The organism is Micromonospora sp. NBS 11-29 (assembly GCF_002140155.1).
Classification (GTDB): Bacteria; Actinomycetota; Actinomycetes; order Mycobacteriales; family Micromonosporaceae; genus Micromonospora.
Window position 1 is genome coordinate 114287 of record NZ_NAPR01000026.1, and the last position, 16285, is coordinate 130571.

The window sequence follows — 16285 nt, forward strand, 5'->3', positions numbered from 1 at the left end:
GACGGCAAGCGGGTGATCCTCTTCGGCAGCACCGGCTTCCGGTTCAACCCGGGGTCCGACGCCCAGTCCGAGCTGGACCGCCTCGCCCGCGACTACGACCTGGAGCCCTCGGTCAGTGTGGAGACCGGCGTCCGGGGCCGGCACGAGCGGTGCGCGGTCGGCCGGGCGGACGGCGACTCGGTGGTGGTGTGCACGTCGGTCGACCACGGCAGCCTGGCCACGGGCGTGTTCACCCGGCTGTCCGTGGAGGACAGCGGCCGCCTGCTCAACGACCTGCGGCAGCGGGTGGTGGTCCCGAAGCAGTCCTGACCGGGGCGGGTCAGGCGGACGCCTCGCCCGGGGTCGGCTCGCTGCGCTTCGGGGCGTAACGCGGGACGTACTCCTGCCCGGTGAGCTTCTGGATCTCGGACATCAGCTCGTCGGTCATCGCACGCAGTGACGTGCGGTCGTCGGGGCGGCCGGTGAAGTCCAGCGGCTTGCCGAACCTGATGGTGATCTTGGCCCGGCCGGGGCGGGGCACCCGCGTCCCGATGGGCTGGGCCTTGTCGGTGCCGGTGACGCCGACCGGGATGATCGGCACCCCGGCGGCCACCGCCAGCCGGGCCGCGCCGGTGCGGCCGCGGTAGAGCCGGCCGTCCGGGGAGCGGGTGCCCTCCGGATAGACGGCGACCAGGTCACCGGCCTTGAGCACGGGGATCGCCGCGTCGAACGCGGACAGCGCCGCCCGGCCGCCGGCCCGCTCGACCGGGATCGCGCCCAGCCCGGTGAGCACGAACTTGGAGAAGGCGCCCTTCGCCCCGGCGCCGTTGAAGTACTCCGACTTGGCCCAGAACGCCAGGTGCCGGGGCACCACGGTGCCGAGCAGCAACTCGTCGGCCACGCTGAGGTGGTTGCCCGCGAAGATCGCGCCGCCGGTCGCCGGGATGTGCTCCAACCCCTCCACGTGCGGCCGGAAGGTCAACCGGAGCGTGGGCGCCACGGTGAGCTTGCCGATGGTGTAGAGCAGGGGCACGGGTCCTCCGGCGGTCGTACGCGGAACAGGCGCTGTCACGGTAGCCGACGCCGTCACCCCCGACCGAGCGGGTCACCCGCAGTCCACCCACCGGAGCGCGGGTTAGGAAGGGGCCCTTCCTATACCTCAGGCGTTAACAAGGGCCCCCTCCTTACACAACCTCACACGCGGCGCACGCTGACCACCACGCGCTCACCGTCGCCGGCTTCGCCGGCGAAGCCGTCGAGGCCCTCGGCGAAGTCGACGCTCTCGGCCAGCACCTCCCGCGCCACGAAGTCGCGGAACGCGGCCACCGCCGCGCGCACCTCCTCGGACGCCGAGACCGCCACCACGATCCGGTCCGAGACGTCCAGGTCGGCGTCGCGGCGGGCCTGCTGGACCACCCGGACCACGTCCCGGGCCAGCCCCTCGGCGGCCAGTTCCGGCGTGACCTCGGTGTCCAGCACGACCACGCCCTCACCACCGGGCAGCGGCGCGGAGTGCTCCACGTCGGCGGCGACCAGCCGCAGCTCGTACTCGCCCTCGGCCAGGGTGACCCCGGCGGCGACCGGGGCGCCGTCGCGCAGCTCCCACTCCCCCGCCTTGACCGCCTTGATCACCTGCTGGACCGCCTTGCCGACGCGCGGGCCCAGCGCCCGGGGCACCACGGTCAGCACCTGCTGGCAGTAGGACGCCACCTCGCCGGTGAGCACGACCTCCTTCACGTTGACCTCGTCGGCGACCAGGTCCGCGAACGGCCGGAGCTGGTCGGCGACCGGCGACGCCACGGTCAGCGTCGCCAGCGGCAGCCGCACCCGCAGGCCCTTCGCCTTGCGCAGCGACAGCGCGGCCGAGGCGACCGCCCGGACGTTGTCCATCGCGGAGACCAGCTCGTGGTCGGCCGGGAACTCGTCGGCCGACGGCCAGTCGGTCAGGTGCACCGACCGCTCACCGGTCAGCCCGCGCCAGATCTCCTCGGCGGTCAGCGGCGCCAGCGGCGCCACCACCCGGCACAGCGTCTCCAGCACGGTCCAGAGCGTGTCGAACGCGTCCGCGTCGCCGGCCCAGAACCGGTCCCGCGAACGACGCACGTACCAGTTGGTCAGCGCGTCCAGGTAGGACCGCACGGTCGCGCAGGCGCCCGAGATGTCGTACGCGTCCATCTGCGCGCCGACGGTCGTCACCAGCTCGTTCGTCTTCGCCAGCACGTACCGGTCGAGCACGTTCGTCGAGTCGGTGCGCCGGCGCGCGGTGTGGCCGTCCGCGTTGGCGTAGAGCGTGAAGAAATACCACACGTTCCACAGCGGCAGCAGCACCTGGCGCACCGAGTCCCGGATGCCCGACTCCGTCACCGCCATGTCGCCGCCGCGCAGCACCGGCGACGACATCAGCATCCACCGCATCGCGTCGGAGCCGTAGGCGTCGAAGATGTGGTAGACGTCCGGGTAGTTGCGCAGGCTCTTGGACATCTTGCGCCCGTCCGAGCCGAGCAGGATGCCGTGGCTGAGGCAGTTGCGGAACGCCGGCCGGTCGAACAGCGCGGTGGCCAGCACATGCATGGTGTAGAACCAGCCGCGGGTCTGCCCGATGTACTCGACGATGAAGTCGCCCGGGTAGTGGTGCTCGAACCAGTCGCGGTTCTCGAACGGGTAGTGCACCTGGGCGAACGGCATCGAGCCGGACTCGAACCAGCAGTCCAGCACCTCCGGCACCCGGCGCATCATCGACTTCCCGGTCGGGTCGTCCGGGTTGGGGCGGACCAGGTCGTCCACCGCCGGCCGGTGCAGGTCGGTCAGGCGTACGCCGAAGTCCCGCTCGATCTCGTCCAGCGACCCGTACACGTCGATGCGCGGATGGTTCGGGTCGTCGGAGCGCCACACCGGGATCGGTGAGCCCCAGAACCGGTTCCGGCTGATCGACCAGTCCCGGGCGTTCGCCAGCCACTTGCCGAACGAGCCGTCCTTGATGTGCCCCGGCGTCCAGTTGATCTGCTGGTTCAGCTCGACCATCCGGTCCCGGAACTGCGTCACCGCGACGAACCACGACGACACCGCCTTGTAGACCAGCGGGGTGTCGCAGCGCCAGCAGTGCGGGTACGAGTGGGTGTAGACGTCCTGCCGCAGCACCACCCCCCGCTCCTTCAGCTCCCGGATCACCGGCTTGTTCACGTCGAAGACCTGCTCGCCCTGGTAGGGCGGGACGAGCGCGGTGAACCGGGTGTGGTCGTCCACGGTCACGATGGTCGGGATGCCGGCCGCGTTGCAGGTGTTCTGGTCGTCCTCGCCGAACGCGGGCGCCAGGTGGACGATCCCGGTGCCGTCCTCGGTGGTCACGAACTCCGCGCCGAGCACCTGGTAGGCGTTCGGCCCCGCCGGCTCGACGAGGAAGTCGTAGAGCGGGGTGTAGCGGCGTCCGACCAGGTCCCGGCCGTGCACGGTGCCGACCTGCTCGTACCCCTCCAGCTCCTTGGCGTACGCGCCGAGCCGGGCCGCGCCGACGACGAACCGCTGGCCGTCGCGTTCGAGGACCGCGTACTCGATGTCGGGGCCGACGGCGAGCGCCAGGTTCGACGGCAGCGTCCACGGCGTGGTGGTCCAGACGCCCAGCTTGACCGGCCCGCGCAGCGGCTCCGGCGCGGACTCGTCGGCGGTCAGCTCGAACCACACGGTGAGCGTCGGGTCGTGCCGGTCCCGGTAGACGTCGTCCATCCGGGTCTCGGTGTTCGACAGCGGGGTCTCGCACCGCCAGCAGTACGCCAGCACCCGGAAGCCCTCGTAGACCAGGCCCTTGTCGTGCAGGGTCTTGAAGGCCCACATGACGCTTTCCATGTAGTCCAGGTCGAGCGTCTTGTAGTCGTTGTCGAAGTCGACCCAGCGGGCCTGCCGGGTGACGTAGCGCTCCCAGTCCTGGGTGAACTCCAGCACGCTGGCGCGGCAGGCGTCGTTGAACCGGGCCACGCCGAGGTCGAGGATCTCCGCCTTGGTGGTGATGCCGAGCTGCTTCTCGGCCACCACCTCGGCCGGCAGCCCGTGGCAGTCCCAGCCGAACCGGCGCTCGACGTGCCGCCCGCGCATGGTCTGGTAGCGCGGCACCACGTCCTTGACGTAACCGGTGAACAGGTGACCGTAGTGCGGCAGCCCGTTGGCGAACGGCGGGCCGTCGTAGAAGACGTACTCGTTTCCGGCGTCGCCTGCGACGCCGCCATCGGTAGAGTCCGTCGTCTCCGGTTGCCGACCGGAGGTCGGCCTGGCCTCGACGGACGCTTCGAAGGTCTTGTCGGCGGTCCAGTGCTCCAGCACCCGGCGCTCGACCGCGGGCAGGTCCGGGCTCGCCGGGACGCCGGCGCCGGTCGGGTCGTGCAACGGATAGGCCATCGGGTGTCGCTCTCCTCGCGCAGCTCACTCATCGGTGGGTCTGCGAGGACGAACCGTCCGGGGTACGCCCCGAAAGGCGCTCCCGGTGGTCCGCGGTACCACCCCGCTTGACGGCCAGGATCGACCGCCCGCTCGTTGTCGGCTGTGACGGGCCGTCCCGTCCGGTTCTACTGGGCCGGTTGCCCGGCTGTTCTTCCGGAGGCTCGCCGGTGATGGCCGGGTCGTCGCCTGTGCGCCCCAGCTTACCCGCTCCGCCCCCCACCCCGCCTTCGAGTAAGGCGGGGCCCCCGGTTAACGCCTCAGGTAGAGGAAGGGGCCCCTTTTAACACCTCGCATGACCGGCGTCACACCGTGGCGCCGTCACGCCGGACGGGTGCTGATCCGTCGTGCAGGTGAACCGACGACACGAGGGAGGCGGCGATGAGCCGGATCAACCTGGCCGAGGTGGCGCCGAAGGCGTACGCCGCGGTGCTCGGGCTGGAGACCTACATCCGGGGCACCCTGGACCACACGGTGCTGGAGCTGGTGAAGGTGCGGGCGTCGATGCTCAACGGCTGCGCGTTCTGCGTGGACATGCACACCCGGGCGGCACTGGCCGCCGGGGAGGACAGCCGGCGGCTCTTCGCGGTGGCCGCCTGGCGGGAGGCCCCGTCGTTCTTCGACGAGCGGGAGCGGACGGCGCTGGCCCTCACCGACGCGGTCACCCGGCTGGGCGAGCACGGCGTCTCCGACGAGGTGTGGGACGCCGCCGCGAAGGTCTGGTCGGAGAAGGAGCTCGCCGACCTCGTCGTCGCGATCGCCACAATCAACGTGTGGAACCGGATCGTGATCAGCAGCCGGACCGAGCCGCCGCGGCAGCTGTGACCACCACCGGGGCGGCGGAGGCGGCCGGTGCGCTCACCGCGCACCGGCCGATGCTGCTCGGCCTGGCGTACCGGCTGCTGGGCAGCCTGCACGACGCCGAGGACGTGCTCCAGGAGGCGTACCTGCGCTGGCTCGACGTCGACCGGGAGGCGGTCGCCGAGCCGCGCCGGTACCTGTCCCGGGTGGTGACCCGGCTAGCGCTGGACCGGCTGCGCGCCCGGCAGGCCGCCCGGGAGACGTACGTCGGCCCGTGGCTGCCCGAGCCGGTGCCCACCGACCCGTCGCCGTTCGGGCCGCTGGAGACCGCCGAGCTGCGGGAAACGGTCTCCACCGCCCTGCTGCACCTGCTGGAACGGCTCACCCCACCGGAGCGGGCGGTGTACGTGCTGCACACCGCGTTCGCCCTGCCGTACGCCGAGATCGGCGACATCCTGGACCGGTCGGCGGCGGACTGCCGCCAACTGCACCACCGCGCGGCGGCCCGGCTCGCCGTGCAACGGCGACGCTTCACCGCCGGCCCGGCCGAGCAGCGACGGCTGCTCGACGCCTTCCTCGCCGCCGCCCGCGACGGTGACCTGGCCCGGCTGACCGACCTGGTCGCGGCCGACGCCACCGCCTGGTCCGACGGCGGCGGACGGATCCGCGCGGCCCGCAACCCGATTCGCGGCGCGGACCGGATCGCCCGCTTCTTCGTCGGCGTGTACGGCCGCCGACACCCCGGGGTGCGGGCCACCCCGGTCGAACTGAACGGCGCACCCGCGCTGCTGGTGACCTGGCCGGGCGGTGCCCGCTACACGGTCGGCGTCGCCGCCGCCGACGGCCGGATCACGAACCTCTACCTGGTCGGCAACCCGGACAAGCTGACCCGGGTCGGCGGCTGAGCGCACGCGGCGGGCCGCTCAGGTCAGCTCCCGCGCCAACGCCGCGGCCAGGCGCGGCGTCAACGTCCGGGCGAAGGTGGCCGTCAGATGGTTGCTGTCGCGGTAGACGAGCGCTCCGCCGATGACCGGCGCACAGCGGTCGGCGGGGCAGATCGCGTCGTTCAGATCGATCAGGCTGACGTTGGGCAGGCCCGCCGCGGCCTGTGCCTGCGCCCGGCCCGCCCCGGCGTCCAACGCCGTCTGGCGGGGCACCGCGCAGCGGGTGAGCCGGGTGCGATAGCGCAACACACATTCAGGCACGTTGAGCGCCCGCGGAACTCCCGCCGGGCCGGGCTCGGTCAGCAGCGGGGTGTCCCGCAGCACGATCAGCCGGAAGCCGTCCCCGGACAGCCCCGACCACAGGTGCCGTTGCCGTTCCGCGGCCAACTGCTGCTGCCCTCCACCGGTGACCGGTTCCCCGTCGCGCATCGGCACGTACGTCATGTTCGTGGTGACCACCAGCTTCGGCCGGTCGGCGTACAACCGCTGGCGCACAGTCCGGTTCCACTGCGCGCAGCTCGGGTACGGCCGCAGCCCGTGGTCGGCCACCTCGCCGCTGGTGAACGGGCAGTTGGCCTTGACGTAGGTGACCAGCCGCCAGTGGTTGGCCCGCGCGATCTCCTGCATCGGGGGCACCCAGTTGCCGGCGTGCGAGTCGCCCACCAGCCAGACGGTGTGGTCCGCGGCCGGGTCCCCGTACACGCAGGTCCTGACCTCGCTCTCGGTGGCCTGCGTGACGCAGTGGTCCCGCCAGATGTCCGGCTGGTCGCCGTAGGCCAGCAGGGGGTCGGGCTGGATCGCGGCCACCCGGTCCACCGGTTGGCCGGCCGGCGCGTCGCGAGGGTGCGGGCCGAGGACGGCCGCGCCGGGCGGCGGCGCGGGCGCGTCGCCGGTGACCGGATTCGGCTGGGCCAGGGACGCGCCCAGCCGCGCCGCCTCCCGCTGGGTGACGATGTGCAGTCCCAGCCCGGCGGCGGCGACCAGCGTGGTGCAGGCCGCGCCCCAGGCGAGCGCCCGTCGGGGTCGCATCCCGAAGATCCGGCCACGACGGATCGGGTCCTCCACGTACCGGTAGGTCAACGCGGCCGGCACCACCGAGGCGAGCGCGACGGCCAGGGATGTGGTCTGGGTCAGCGGGCCGAACCGGGTGTCGGCGGCCACCAGCAGCGGCCAGTGCCACAGGTAGAGCGAGTAGGAGATGGCGCCCACCGCCCGTACCGGACGCAGACCGAGCACCCGGCCGGGACCGGCCCGGCCGGCGCACGTACCGCCCGCGATCACGGCCGCCGTGCCGAGGGTGGGCAGCAGCGCCATCCAGCCCGGGAACGCCGTCGCGGTGTCCACCACGAACGGTGACGCGGCGACCGCGCCCAGGCCGGTCCACGCGAGGGCGATGCCCAGCCAGGCCGGCATCCGGGGCACCAGCAACCCGAGGACGGCCACCCCGCCGCCCAGGGCCAGTTCCCACAGCCGGGTGGTGGTGACGAAGTACGCCCGCGCCGGATCGCTCGTCGTCTCCGCGACCGACCAGGCGAAGGAGGGGACGGCGACCAACGCCAGGCCGAGCGGGAGGCGCCACCGCGCCGTACGCAGCCACCCGTCACCGGCGCGGTGGGCGCGGTGGGCACCCAGCATGACCAGGATCAGCAGCAGCGGCCAGATCAGGTAGAACTGTTCCTCGACGGCCAGCGACCAGTAGTGCTGGAGGATGCTGGGCGGCTGCCCACCGGCGAGGTAGTCCACCGACCGGTCGGCGAGGTGCCAGTTCATCAGGTAGGCCGCGCTGGCGGCCACGTCCCCGCCGGTGCCGGGCCATCTCGTGCGGGGCAGCGCCACCACGGTCAGCAGCATGCTCGCCAGCAGCACCAGTCCGGCGGCGGGCAGCAGCCGCCGGGCCCGGCGGGCGTAGAAGCCGGCGATCGAGATCCGACCGGTGCGCCGCAGTTCGGCGACCAGGAGACCGGTGATCAGGAAGCCGGAGATGACGAAGAAGACATCGACCCCGACGAAACCGCCCGGGAGTACGGCCGGCGCGGCGTGGCCGACGAGCACCAGGAGCACGGCCACCGCGCGCAGGCCCTCGATGTCACCGCGGAAGGTTCCCCGCGGGCCGCCCTCGGCGCCGACGCCGATCTGCCGTGGGTCCGGTTGCGTCCGGACACCGACAAGTGTCATCCGTTCCACCCTCTGCCGGCCCGGTCGCACGACCGGCCCCCGCCTCGACGGGCGCTCGCCGCGCCACCGTCAGCCAGGTGTCGTCGCACGCCCGGCCATCAGGGCCAACGACCACCGAGGAGAAGCAGAAACGGATATTTCAGAAATAGCGGCTCGGAAGACGCGGCGCCCCGAACCGGTTCACCGGCCGGGGCGTCGACGACTCAGCCCAGCTCGGGGAACCAGAGGCCGATCTCACGCTTGGCGCTGTCGGTCGAGTCGGAGGCGTGCACCAGGTTCTCCCGGTTCGACAGGGACAGGTCACCCCGGATCGTGCCGGCGGCGGCCTTGCGGCCGTCGGTGCTGCCGATCATGCCGCGGACCACCTCGATCACCTGGTCGCCGGCGAGCACCAGCGCCACCAGCGGGCCGCCCGTCATGAACGTCTTCAGCGGCGGGTAGAACGGCTTGTCGACGTGCTCGGCGTAGTGCTGGTCGGCGAAGTCGCCGTCCATGGTCCGGCTCACCAGCGCGTCGATCCGCAGGCCCTTGCGCTCGAAACGGGACAGGATCTCGCCCACCAGACCACGGCGCACCGCGTCGGGCTTGATCAGTACGAGCGTCCGCTCGTCCGGGCTGCTGCTGGACACGCTGGTTGCCTCCTGTGCACGAGGGGTCGGGCTGGGTACGGTCAGCGTAGCGACCCGGTCCCGGCGCCGGCGCGGCGGCTGCGTCTTCCGTGGCCCGCCGCGGCGGCCTAACCTGGCCCTGGAACCCCTGGGAGGTCCACTGTGGCGAATGGCGGGAACCGCCCCATCGCGCCGGTACGTAAACTGATCGGCGGGGTGCTCGGCACCGTGGCCGCCTTCGTGACCGTGTTCGGGCTCGGCATGACCAGCTGGGCGATCGTGGCCCTCGGCGTCGCGCTGCTGGTGCTGGCGATCGCCCTGGCCACGGTGCGCGGCGGTGGCCGCACCTGGGTGATCGGCCTGGGGCACGTGCACAGCGCCTCCGAACCACCCACGCAGTACGCGTTCGGCCGCTGCGAGCTGCAACTGGTGATCGACGCGCCCGGGATGCCGCCCCGCTCCAAGAAGATCATCGAGCCTCGGGTGCCGGTCGCCAAGTGGCCGTCGCTGGGCCAGTCGCTGCCCGTCCGGGTCGCCCTGGACGACCAGCGCCACGTCCGCGTCCTCTGGGACGAGGTGCCCACCCACGCGGAGACCGCCGCCGCGGTGGCCGACCTTCCGCCCGAGTACGCCGACCCCGACCCGCTGGACGACCCCCTCATCGCGCAGGAGGCGCCGCCGTGGGCCGGGCGTGCCCCGGACGACGACTTCCGCGACGACTACCCGCCCGCGCCGGAGCCGCTCCTCGACGACGCCGCACCCCGGCCCGAGGATCACGGGCCGGTGCGGGTCCACCAGCGCCCCGGCGGCCCGGTCGTGCTGGAGGGGCAACTGGTCGAGCCGACCGTCGCCGGGCCGCTCCCCCGCCGCGCCCCGGCGCCCCGGCCACCGACCGAGGAGCGGGCCGACGCCGGCACGGTGCCGATCGAAACGGTCGACGTGCCGCTGGACCCCCCTCGGTCCGACGCGCCGCCCACCGCGCAGGAGCTGGACGAGGCCGTCTTCGGCGCGACCGGTGACGTCGAGCCGGACGAACTGGCCAGCCCGATCAGCGGCGTCGGCATCACCCTGCTCGTCACCGACCTGGACCGGTCGCTCGACTTCTACCGGGAGCTCGGCTTCGACGAGCTGGACCGGGGCGAGGGCAACGCCGTGCTCGCCTCCGGATCGACCCGGCTGGTCCTGCGCCGGGTGAACGGGGCCGCCCCGATCAGCCGCCGGCTGGTGCACGTCAACCTCGAAGTCGACGACATCCAGGCGGCGTACGAGCGGCTGCGCGAGTCCGGCGTGCGGTTCACGTACGCGCCGCGCGTGGTCAACCGGGGCACCAAGCTGGAGGTGTGGGCGGCGGCCTTCCGCGACCCCGACGGCCACGGGGTCGCGCTCACCCAGTGGCGCACCCTCGCCGACGCCTAGCAGACGTAAGGAGGGGCCCCTTCTTAACGCCTGAGCGATAGGAAGGGGCCCCTCCTAACGGGGGCAAGCGAACCGCGGACAGCGCTCAGCCGAGGATGACCCGCCGGACGTGCAGCGCGTACGCCCACACCAGCGCGAAGATCACACCGAGCGCGAACAGCGACCAGTGCAGCAGCCCGGAAAGCAGCAGCAGGCCCTGGAGCACGGTCCCGACGTGCCACGCCCAGGGGCGGCGCATCATGCCGGCCAGCACCACGCAGGCCACCGCCAGCGCGACGATGACGCCGACCGCCGCGCCGCCCAGGTCGCCGCCGACCACCCGGATCGGCTGGATGGCGAGCAGCAGCACCAGCGCCTCCAGCGAGAGCGTGCCGGCGCCCAGCCCGCGTACCGCCCTGTCCGGGTTACGCAGGCCGGAGCGGCGCACCCCCTCCGGTGTCGACCCGCCGGACGGCTGCGCCCCGGCACCCGGCCGGGACGACGGCCGCGGCCCGGCGTCCGGGTCGGCCGGCTGCGGCTCGGCGTCCGGGCGCTGCCGTGGGTCGGTCATCGCTTGAGCAGCCGGCGGGCGTCGGCCACGGTCACCACCGACCCGGTGATCAGCACGCCCACTCCGGCCAGCTCACCCGGCACGTCGGCCTCGGCCTCGGCCACGGCCGCCTCGATGGCGTCCGGCATCTCCCCGGCGACCTGCACCCGGTCCGGCCCGAAGACCTCCCGGGCCAGCTCCGCCAGCTCGTCGACCGGCATCGCCCGGGGCGAGCTGTTCTGTGTCACCACGATCGAGTCGAGCACCGGTTCGAGCAGTTCCAGCAGGCTCGCCGCGTCCTTGTCGCCGAGCACGGCCAGCACGCCGACGAGCTTGCTGAACGCGAACTCCTCCTGCACCGCGGCGACCGTGGCGGCCATCCCGTGCGGGTTGTGCGCGCCGTCGAGCAGCACCGTCGGCGCGGTACGCACCCGCTCCAGCCGGCCCGGCGAGCTGGCCACGGCGAAGCCCTCGCGGACCGCCTCGACGTCGAGCTGCCGCCGCGCCCCGGCGCCGAGGAACGCCTCCACCGCGGCCAGCGCCACGGCCGCGTTCTGCGCCTGGTGCGCGCCGTGCAACGGGATGAAGATCTCCTCGTACACCCCGCCCAGGCCCTGGAGGGTGAGCACCTGGCCGCCGACGGCGACCGCCCGGCGCAGCACCCCGAACTCGGCGCCCTCCCGGGCGACGGTGGCGTTGACCTCGGCGCAGCGTTCCAGGATCGGCCGCGCAGCCTCCTCCTCCTGCGCCGCCGCGATCACGGTGGCGCCGGCGTGGATGATGCCCGCCTTGTGCAGCGCGATGTCTTCGATGGTGTCGCCGAGCCACTCGGTGTGGTCGAGCCCGATCGGCGTGATCACGGCGACGCCGGCCTGGATCACGTTCGTCGCGTCCTCCGCGCCGCCGAGCCCGACCTCCACCACCGCGACGTCGACCGGGGCGTCGGCGAACGTCGCGAACGCGAGCGCCGTGGTCAGGTCGAAGTACGTCAGCGGCTCGGCGGAACGCTGGTCGACCAGCTCCGCCAGCGGCGCGATCTCACGGTACGTGGCGACGAACCGCTCCTCGCCCACCGGTTCGCCGTCCAGGCTGATCCGCTCCCGGACGGTCTCCAGGTGCGGGCTGGTGTAGCGGCCGGTGTGCAGCCCGAACGCCCGCAGCAGCGAGTCGATCATCCGGGCCGTCGAGGTCTTGCCGTTGGTGCCGGTCAGGTGGATCGACGGGTACGCCCGCTGCGGGCTGCCGAGCAGGTCGAGCAGGCTCTCGATCTTCTCCAGCTCGAAGCGCATCCGGGTGAAGCCACGCGCGTCGAGCGCGGCCTCCACCTCGGCAAACGCCGGATCGGTACGGTCGCTCATGAGGACAACGCCTCCAGGGCCGCGTCGATGCGGACCAGGTCCGCCTCGGCCACCGCCAGCCGGTCGCGGATCTTCGCCACCACCGGCTCGGGCGCCTTGCCGACGAACGCCGGATTGTCCAGCTTCGCCCGCGCCTGGGTGGCTTCCTTCTCGGCCGCCGCCCGGTCCTTGGTGAGTCGGGCACGCTCGGCGGCCACGTCGATAGAGCCCCGGGTGTCCAGCGCGACGCTCACCGCGCCGGGCATCGCCAGCGTGGCGCTGGCCTGGAAGTCGTCGCCGGGCGCGTCGAGCCGGGCCAGCGACCGCACCAGCGGCTCGTGCGCCGCGATGCCCGCGCCGGCCAGGCCGTCGAGCCGGGCGGCGACCCGCTGGGTCGGCCGCAGTCCCTGGTCCGACCGGAACCGCCGGACCTCGGTCACCACCCGCTGGAGGGTGCCGACCTCGCCTTCCGCGGCGTCGTCGATCAGGGTACGGTCGGCGACCGGCCACGCCGCCGTCAGCACGGTCTCGTCGCCGCTGAGCGCGGACCACAGCTCGTCGGTGACGAACGGGATCACCGGGTGCAGCAGCCGCAGGAGCTGGTCCAGCACATGACCGAGCACCCGGCGCGTGGCGTCCGCCGCCGGGCCGCCCTCGGCGAGCACCGGCTTGCTCAGCTCCACGTACCAGTCGCAGACGTCGTCCCAGGCGAAGTGGTAGAGCAGATCGCACACCTTCGCGAACTCGTACGCCTCGAACTGCTCGTCCACCTCGGCGGTGACGTGCGCCAGCCGGGACAGGATCCACCGGTCGACGGTCGACAGGTCACCGGCGGCCGGCAGCGGGCCGTCCGTGTGCGCGCCGTTGAGCAGCGCGAACCGGGTGGCGTTCCAGAGCTTGTTGCAGAAGTTGCGGGAGCCCTGGCACCACTCCTCGCTGACCGGCACGTCCTGGCCGGGGTTGGCACCCCGCGCCAGCGTGAACCGGGTGGCGTCGGCGCCGAACCGGTCGATCCAGTCCAGCGGGTCGACCACGTTGCCGAACGACTTCGACATCTTCTTGCCGTGCTCGTCACGCACCATGCCGTGCAGCGCCACCACGTCGAACGGCTGGACGCCGTCCATCGCGTAGAGGCCGAACATCATCATCCGGGCGACCCAGAAGAACAGGATGTCGTAGCCGGTGACCAGCACGCTGGTCGGATAGAACTTCGCCAGGTCCGGCGTACGCTCCGGCCAGCCGAGCGTGGAGAACGGCCAGAGGCCGCTGGAGAACCAGGTGTCCAGGACGTCCTCGTCCTGCCGCCAGCCCTCGCCGGTCGGGGGCGCCTCGTCCGGGCCGACGCAGACGATCTCGCCGTCCGGCCCGTACCAGACCGGAATGCGGTGGCCCCACCAGAGCTGGCGGGAGATGCACCAGTCGTGCATGTTGTCCACCCAGGCGAAGTAGCGCTTCGCCAGCTCCGCCGGCTCGATCTTCACCCGACCGTCGCGCACCGCGTCACCGGCCGCCTTGGCCAGCGGCGCGGTGTTGACGAACCACTGGAGCGACAGCCGCGGCTCGACCGTCGTCTTGCACCGCGAGCAGTGACCCACCGCGTGCAGGTACGGCCGTTTCTCGGCCACGATCCGGCCCTGCTCGCGCAGCGCCGCGACGATCGCCGGGCGGGCCTCGTAGCGGTCCAGGCCCGCAAACGGGCCGGGCGCGGTGATGACGCCGCGCTCGTCCATGATCGTCAACGAGGGCAGGTGGTGCCGCTGGCCGATCTCGAAGTCGTTCGGGTCGTGCGCCGGCGTCACCTTCACCATGCCGGTGCCGAAGCTCGGGTCGACGTGCTCGTCCGCCACGATCGGGATCCGCCGGTTGGTCAGCGGGAGCGCCACCTCGGTGCCGATGAGGTGCCGGTAGCGCTCGTCGTCCGGGTGCACCGCGACCGCGGTGTCGCCGAGCATGGTCTCGGCCCGGGTGGTCGCGACCACGACCTCGTCGCCGTAGCGGATCGAGACCAGCTCACCCTCGTCGTCCGTGTGCTCGACCTCGATGTCGGAGAGCGCGGTGAGGCAGCGCGGGCACCAGTTGATGATCCGGTTGGCCCGGTAGATCAAGCCGTCGTCGAAGAGCTTCTTGAACATGGTCTGCACGGCCCGGGACAGGCCCTCGTCCATGGTGAAGCGTTCGCGGTCCCAGTCGACCGCGTCGCCGAGCCGGCGCATCTGGCCGAGGATCGCGCCGCCGGACTCGGCCTTCCACTGCCACACCCGCTCGACGAACTGCTCCCGCCCCAGGTCGTGCCGGGACAGCCCCTCACCGGCGAGCTGCCGCTCGACGAGGTTCTGGGTGGCGATGCCGGCGTGGTCCATGCCGGGCAGCCAGAGCGCCTCGTATCCCTGCATCTTCTTACGTCGGGTGAGCGCGTCCATCAGCGTGTGCTCGAACGCGTGGCCCATGTGCAGCGACCCGGTGACGTTCGGCGGCGGGATGACGATGGTGAAGGGCGGCTTGTCGCTGTCCGCCGTCGCCCGGAAGTGCCCGCCGGTTACCCACTGCTCGTACCGTCGCTGCTCTACCTCGCCGGGCTGGTACTGGCCGGCAAGGGTCGGGGCGTCGGGGCGGTGGGCATCCAGTCTCTCGGTCACCCTGAAAGTCTACGGAGCGCTTTCGGAGACCCGACGTGCGCCACCGGTGATTCGCGTACGGTGGCGGACATGTCCGACGCGCATCTCACCGAGCGTCCGGTCGACGGGGAAGACGGCCCGGTCGAGATGACCGACGAGCCGATCCGGCTGAGTCGCCGCGACCCCGCGCTGGAGCCCGAACGACGCCCCACCTCGCGGCGCCGCAGGATCGCGCTCGCCGCCGTCCTGGTGGTGGCCCTCGCCGGCGCCGGTGCCCTCGGGCTCGGCGGCTGGCGCGTGCTCCGCGAGAAGGACGCCCGGCTCGACCGGCCGGCCGGCGTGGCCGGGCTCACCCGCGACGACAGCGAGCGGGCCCGCAGCACCGCCGACTACCTGCGTGACGGGCTCGCCGCGGACATCGACCTCGACCGCAGCTACGGCGCGGTCTACACCGACCCGGCGGACGCGCGACGATCCGTGCTGCTGTTCGGCGGCACCACGCTGCTGTGGCAACCCGAACGGGACCTCGACACGCTCTTCACCCTGATGGCGGACGAGACCGGCAGGGTGGCCGGGCTGCGCGAGGTGGATGCCGGCCGGCTCGGCGGCGTGATGAAGTGCGGAACGACGAGCGGCGACGGCGGCGACTTCGCGGTGTGCGGGTGGGCGGACCACGGCACTGTGGTGCTCGGCATGTTCCCCGGCCGACCGGTCGACGCGGCCGCGACGCTGTTCAAGCAGATCCGCGAAGGTGTCCAGCACCGCTGACCCCCGCTCCCGTATCTACCCCACACGCTCGCCACCGATGGCCGTCGTGTCATCCATTTCCACCGGCCCTGCGCCACTCCGCCGAAGTGGTCGCACCCGCGCCCGCGTGACCCCACCATTTCCCGACCTGGTGGCCGACGTTCCCGGCCGCCAGGTCCCGCCGGTGTCGGAAGGCCGGCGGCTGACGGCAGGGGGGTAGTCGGTAGTCGCCAGCTCACTCCACCGCCCTCCTGAGATGGGACCCCCGGCGTCCGCCACCTCGCCGAACTGGTGGCCCGCCCGCCACTTCCAGGCGATAACCCCCCGTGGCTCCGGGTGAGGTGGCGTCCGGGGCTCCCCGCGCGGTGTGCTGGCGGGGAGTGACCCGGTAATGATGACGCCACTTCTCCGACCTGACCGCTCTGCCCGCCGTTTCGCCGAGGTGGTGAGGTCTGGAGTGCTTGACCTCGCCATTTCCCGTACCTGGTGAAGGTGTCCGCCCCCGTTGTGGTGCCTGATCTGCCGGTTCGCTGACGTGGTGACTTCCGCGGCCCTCCGCCACCTCGGCGAAGCGGCGGGGTCAGGCCGGCACGGGAGCCACCAGTTCACCGAAACGGTGGCCTGCCGGGAATGCAGTTGAGGGCCACCCCCTATGGGGGTGGCCCTCAACAGAATGTTTGTCCGGCGGTGTCCTACTCTCCCACACCCT

The 16285-nt window shown here is 72.5% G+C and carries 11 protein-coding genes; 4 read left to right on the forward strand and 7 right to left on the reverse strand.

The window, feature by feature from the left end:
• Positions 1–319 precede the first annotated feature (319 nt).
• Together B1205_RS26485 and ileS are read right to left on the reverse strand one after the other, a co-directional pair.
• Entirely contained in the window at positions 320–1012 is a 693-nt protein-coding gene (locus tag B1205_RS26485; RefSeq protein ID WP_089158075.1) for a lysophospholipid acyltransferase family protein, read from the reverse strand.
• Between the two features lie 161 nt (positions 1013–1173).
• Positions 1174–4365, reverse strand: a complete 3192-nt coding sequence (ileS, locus tag B1205_RS26490) for an isoleucine--tRNA ligase (protein ID WP_089158076.1) — start codon at positions 4363–4365, stop codon at positions 1174–1176.
• Positions 4366–4785: 420 nt separating this feature from the next.
• On the opposite strand from ileS, the gene B1205_RS26495 reads away from it, so the two are divergent.
• Together B1205_RS26495 and sigJ are read left to right on the forward strand one after the other, a co-directional pair.
• Positions 4786–5229, forward strand: coding sequence for a carboxymuconolactone decarboxylase family protein (locus B1205_RS26495; protein WP_089158077.1), 444 nt, complete (start codon positions 4786–4788; stop codon positions 5227–5229).
• Positions 5226–6110, forward strand: a complete 885-nt coding sequence (gene sigJ, locus B1205_RS26500) for an RNA polymerase sigma factor SigJ (RefSeq protein WP_254910223.1) — start codon at positions 5226–5228, stop codon at positions 6108–6110. Before B1205_RS26495 ends, sigJ begins: the two co-directional genes overlap by 4 nt.
• Positions 6111–6128: 18 nt before the next feature.
• On the opposite strand, the gene B1205_RS26505 is transcribed toward sigJ, so the two are convergent.
• Positions 6129–8324 carry an acyltransferase family protein gene (locus B1205_RS26505; protein ID WP_089158095.1) on the reverse strand — a complete coding sequence of 732 codons (2196 nt, stop codon included), beginning with the start codon at positions 8322–8324 and terminating at the stop codon, positions 6129–6131.
• A gap of 203 nt (positions 8325–8527) precedes the next feature.
• Positions 8528–8953, reverse strand: coding sequence for a nucleoside-diphosphate kinase (gene ndk / locus B1205_RS26510; protein ID WP_089158078.1), 426 nt, complete (start codon positions 8951–8953; stop codon positions 8528–8530).
• Positions 8954–9094: 141 nt separating this feature from the next.
• Here ndk and B1205_RS26515 point away from each other — a divergent pair, with 141 nt between their 5' ends.
• Positions 9095–10348 (forward strand): VOC family protein, encoded by a 1254-nt coding sequence (locus B1205_RS26515; protein ID WP_089158079.1) that lies wholly within the window; start codon positions 9095–9097, stop codon positions 10346–10348.
• A gap of 85 nt (positions 10349–10433) precedes the next feature.
• On the opposite strand, the gene B1205_RS26520 is transcribed toward B1205_RS26515, so the two are convergent.
• Genes B1205_RS26520 through B1205_RS26530 form a run of 3 tightly spaced genes read right to left on the reverse strand, consistent with a single transcriptional unit; the run spans position 10434 to position 14850 of the window.
• Positions 10434–10898 carry a DUF4233 domain-containing protein gene (locus B1205_RS26520; RefSeq protein ID WP_089158080.1) on the reverse strand — a complete coding sequence of 155 codons (465 nt, stop codon included), beginning with the start codon at positions 10896–10898 and terminating at the stop codon, positions 10434–10436.
• Entirely contained in the window at positions 10895–12235 is a 1341-nt protein-coding gene (locus B1205_RS26525) for a bifunctional folylpolyglutamate synthase/dihydrofolate synthase (protein WP_089158081.1), read from the reverse strand. Before B1205_RS26525 ends, B1205_RS26520 begins: the two co-directional genes overlap by 4 nt.
• Entirely contained in the window at positions 12232–14850 is a 2619-nt protein-coding gene (locus B1205_RS26530; RefSeq protein ID WP_089158082.1) for a valine--tRNA ligase, read from the reverse strand. Before B1205_RS26530 ends, B1205_RS26525 begins: the two co-directional genes overlap by 4 nt.
• A gap of 69 nt (positions 14851–14919) precedes the next feature.
• Between B1205_RS26530 and B1205_RS26535 the strand changes: the two genes are divergently transcribed.
• Positions 14920–15597 (forward strand): hypothetical protein, encoded by a 678-nt coding sequence (locus B1205_RS26535; protein WP_089158083.1) that lies wholly within the window; start codon positions 14920–14922, stop codon positions 15595–15597.
• The last annotated feature ends 688 nt before the right edge of the window (positions 15598–16285 follow it).

Excerpts from the sequence above, each read along its gene's own strand:
- B1205_RS26535 (WP_089158083.1), top strand. The coding sequence starts at position 14,920 with ATGTCCGACGCGCATCTCACCGAGCGTCCGGTCGACGGGGAAGACGGC.
- B1205_RS26505 (WP_089158095.1), bottom strand. The coding sequence starts at position 8,324 with ATGACACTTGTCGGTGTCCGGACGCAACCGGACCCACGGCAGATCGGC.
- B1205_RS26495 (WP_089158077.1), top strand. The coding sequence starts at position 4,786 with ATGAGCCGGATCAACCTGGCCGAGGTGGCGCCGAAGGCGTACGCCGCG.
- B1205_RS26525 (WP_089158081.1), bottom strand. The coding sequence starts at position 12,235 with ATGAGCGACCGTACCGATCCGGCGTTTGCCGAGGTGGAGGCCGCGCTC.
- B1205_RS26520 (WP_089158080.1), bottom strand. The coding sequence starts at position 10,898 with ATGACCGACCCACGGCAGCGCCCGGACGCCGAGCCGCAGCCGGCCGAC.
- ileS (WP_089158076.1), bottom strand. The coding sequence starts at position 4,365 with ATGGCCTATCCGTTGCACGACCCGACCGGCGCCGGCGTCCCGGCGAGC.